Consider the following 3,484-nt stretch of genomic DNA (forward strand, 5'->3'; position numbering starts at 1 on the left):
AGCATATCTTGTGCGTCCGATTTGGACGCGCTTCGCTCTAAAGTCGCGACGGCGACCGCCGACATCCCTGCCGACGATCCCGCCGCCTTTCAGGAGTGGAAGGCAGTCCATGGATCAAACCAGGCGGGCAACCCATCAACCGGCACGGCCGACATTTGCCGAACTGTTCACACCGAAGCTGGTGACGGTGCTGCGCGAGGGCTACACGGCTGCACATTTTAGGGCCGATGCCATTGCCGGACTGACGGTTGCCATCGTGGCGCTGCCACTGTCGATGGCGATCGCGATCGCATCCGGCGTCACACCAGAGCGCGGCCTCTACACCTCGATCGTCGGCGGCTTCATCATTTCGGCGCTCGGCGGCAGCCGCTTCCAGATCGGCGGGCCGGCGGGCGCCTTCATCGTGCTGGTGGCGGCGACGGTGGCGCGTGTGGGCGTCGACGGTCTGCTGCTGGCGACGATTATGGCCGGCGTCTTCCTGCTCGCCATCGGCTACCTCAGGCTCGGCACCTATATCAAGTTCATCCCGTATCCGGTGACCGTCGGCTTCACCGCGGGGATTGCCGTCATCATCTTCTCCGGCCAGATCACCGAGCTGTTCGGGCTGAAGCTCGCCGGCAAGGAGCCGGGGCCGCTGGTGCCGAAGCTGATGGCGCTCAGCGAGGCGGCCGGCACGATCAACCCGGCCGCGACCTTCGTGGCGGTGCTTACCATCGCGACCATCGTCCTCCTCAAGCGCTGGCGGCCGAAATGGCCGGCGATGCTGGTCGCCATCGGGCTGGCCTCACTCGTCGTGGCGCTGTTTTCACTGCCGGCCGAAACGATCGGCACGCGCTTTGGCGGCATCCCGCGAAGCCTGCAATGGCCGGCCCTGCCGCCGCTCAGTCTCGACAGGATGGTCGACGTGCTGCCGGACGCGATCGCCTTTGCCCTGCTCGGCGCGATCGAATCGCTGCTGTCTGCCGTGGTCGCCGACGGCATGACCGGCCGCCGCCACCGCTCCAACTGCGAATTGGTGGCGCAAGGTTTCGCCAACATAGCGTCGGCCCTGTTCGGCGGAATCTGCGCCACCGGCACGATCGCCCGCACCGCCACCAACGTGCGGGCCGGCGCGCACGGTCCGGTCTCGGGCATGTTGCATTCGGCGATGCTCTTGGCGTTGATGCTGGTGGCGGCGCCGCTCGCCAGCTACATCCCGCTCGCCGCCCTTGCCGGCGTGCTGGCGGTGGTGTGCTGGAACATGTTCGAGAAACAGGCCTTCGCCACGCTGCTCAGAAGCTCGTCAGGCGATGCGCTGGTGCTGATGGCGACGTTCCTGATCGTCATCTTCCGCGACCTCACCGAAGGCATCGTCGTCGGCTTCGCGCTGGGCTCGATCCTGTTCATCGATCGCATGGCCAAATCGATCGCCGTCGAGGCCGACCAGCCGTTGGTGCCGGAGGACGTCGCCGACCGCGCCACTGCCTATGATTCCAGCGAGGCGAGCGATGCCGACACTGTCGTCTACCGCATTTCGGGCGCCTTCTTCTTCGGCGCCGCCTCGACCGTCGGCACCGTGCTCGACCGCATCGCCGATCAGAGGAAGAACTTCATCCTCGACTGTTCGGCGGTGCCGTTCTTCGATTCCACCGCGGCCAACGTCATCGAGGGCGCGGCGCACAAGGCCAAGCGCGCCGGCGTGCGCTTCATCATCGCCGGCGCCGCGCCGCAGACGCGGCGCATGCTGATCAACCACGGCGTCAAGCGGCCGCTGGTCACCTACGCCGCCTCGATCCGCGATGCGCAGGGGCAGCTCAAGGCGCCCGCCGCCTGATCGCTGAGCGGGCGGCCTCAACGCGAGCCGACCGCCCGACGGCTTCAATCGAGGCTGAGCGCGGCGACCTCGCCCTCGTTCATCAGCGGCACGAAGATGGTTTTGCCATCGGCGCCGATGTCGGCGCTGCCCGGCTTGAAGGTGGCGACCACCTCAGGCTTGCCACCGCCGTGATAGCGGTAGAGCGTGCCGGTCATGTAGGCGGTGGCGTAGATGCTGTCGCCGATGGCGACGACGCCGTCGAGGTCGGCGAACTTTTCCGCGCCGGGTAATTGCGAAACCGTCCTGGTGGCGAGGTCGACCGCAAGCAGGCCGCCGGGCTCGGCGGTGCTGAAGTCAGGTTTGATACCCTTGCCCCAGGACGCGACGATCAGCCTGCCGCCGTCGGCGAAGACGCCGTTGGGCGAGGCAAGCGCGGCGTCCTTGACGAACAGTTTCGGTGTGTCGCTGTCGATGCGGTAAATCGCGTCGGCCAGCATGTCGCTGACATAGACCTTGCCCGCGCTGTCGGCCGTCATGTCGTTGAGGAAGACGGCGTCCGGCACGTCGACGCTTGTGATCAGCTTGCCGCTGGAGAGATCGACGACGCGGACCCTGGTGATGTCGGCGACATAGAGCTTGCCGCCCGAGATCGCCATGCCCTTGGGCGCATCCATGCCGTCGGTCCAGTGCTGCGTGACGACCTTGCCGTCGAGCGACAGCACCGACAGGTAGCCGTTGCCGTCGGCCGCGCCGGGATTGCCGACGATGTTGGAGACGATGATGCGCTTGTTGGCGGCATCGAAGAGCGCCGATTCCGGCTGCTCGAAGCCGGTGGCGCGCCAGATTTCGCCGGCCTCGGCGACTGAAGTCAGCGCAATGCCGGCGATAGCGAAGATGGTCGAAGCGATGAGGGTCTTCATGGCCTGGTCTCCTGTGATGACGGCGGAGAGCTAGGGTTTTTGATACTTTTCCGGAAGGCCTCTTCCAGCTAGTATCACAAATCGATACGAATTCGCGCTGGCGAGGTGCATTCCATGAACGCTCCGATCTTCGAGGCGCTGAAACGCACGCTGAGGGCGAAGGGCCTGACCTATCGCATGCTGGCCGAGCGCATGGGTGTTTCCGAGCCGACGGTGAAGCGTGTCTTCCATGAGAAGAACTGCAAGCTCGGCCGCCTGGTCGAGATCTGCGCCGCCGCCGAGGTCGAGCTGGAGAACGTGCTGGGATCGATGAACAGGGGGCCGGGGCCCGCCAACCATGTCGCGCCGGAGATCGAGCGCAAACTTTCTGCACGGCCGGCGCTGCTGTTCGTCTTCATCATGCTCTCGGAGAAGTTCACACCCCAGGGCATCATGCGTTCTCAAGGGTTGAGCGAGGCCTCTATGTTCCTCTATCTGCGCGACCTGGAAGAGCTCGGCCTTGTCGAGATCGGCCGCGGGCTTTCGGCGCGGCTGCTGGTCGAGACGCCGATCCAGTGGAATTTCGACGGGCCGCTGAGGCCGCTATTCGAGACGACCAACAAGAATTTCATCGGCTGGGCGATCACCCATCTGGAGCGCGAGGCGAGTTTCGTCAGCTTCTCGCGGCGGATGCGGCCTGAGACGGCGGAGATGGTGCGGCGCGAGGCGGAAGAGCTGGCGGAGCGCGCAAAACTGCTTGCCCATCACGACCAGCACACGACACCGGAGG

At 65.6% G+C, this 3,484-nt stretch carries 3 protein-coding genes; 2 read left to right on the forward strand and 1 reads right to left on the reverse strand.

Annotation, left to right across the window (positions count from 1 at the left end; translation table 11 throughout):
• Window positions 1-109: 109 nt before the first annotated feature.
• Complete coding sequence (locus tag EN742_RS28425) at window positions 110-1,813, forward strand: SulP family inorganic anion transporter (RefSeq protein ID WP_127405725.1); 1,704 nt, start codon at window positions 110-112, stop codon at window positions 1,811-1,813.
• 44 nt (window positions 1,814-1,857) lie between these two features.
• On the opposite strand, the gene EN742_RS28430 is transcribed toward EN742_RS28425, so the two are convergent.
• Window positions 1,858-2,715, reverse strand: coding sequence for an ATP/GTP-binding protein (locus EN742_RS28430; protein WP_127405726.1), 858 nt, complete (start codon window positions 2,713-2,715; stop codon window positions 1,858-1,860).
• A gap of 114 nt (window positions 2,716-2,829) precedes the next feature.
• On the opposite strand from EN742_RS28430, the gene EN742_RS28435 reads away from it, so the two are divergent.
• Window positions 2,830-3,484: helix-turn-helix transcriptional regulator (locus EN742_RS28435; protein ID WP_148670313.1), on the forward strand; the 655-nt coding region annotated here is incomplete at its 3' end.

The sequence above is a fragment of the Mesorhizobium sp. M4A.F.Ca.ET.020.02.1.1 genome, from assembly GCF_004022645.1.
Lineage (GTDB): Bacteria > Pseudomonadota > Alphaproteobacteria > Rhizobiales > Rhizobiaceae > Mesorhizobium.

Coding starts and splice junctions, on each gene's coding strand:
- EN742_RS28425 (WP_127405725.1), top strand. CDS start 110: ATGGATCAAACCAGGCGGGCAACCCATCAACCGGCACGGCCGACATTT.
- EN742_RS28430 (WP_127405726.1), bottom strand. CDS start 2,715: ATGAAGACCCTCATCGCTTCGACCATCTTCGCTATCGCCGGCATTGCG.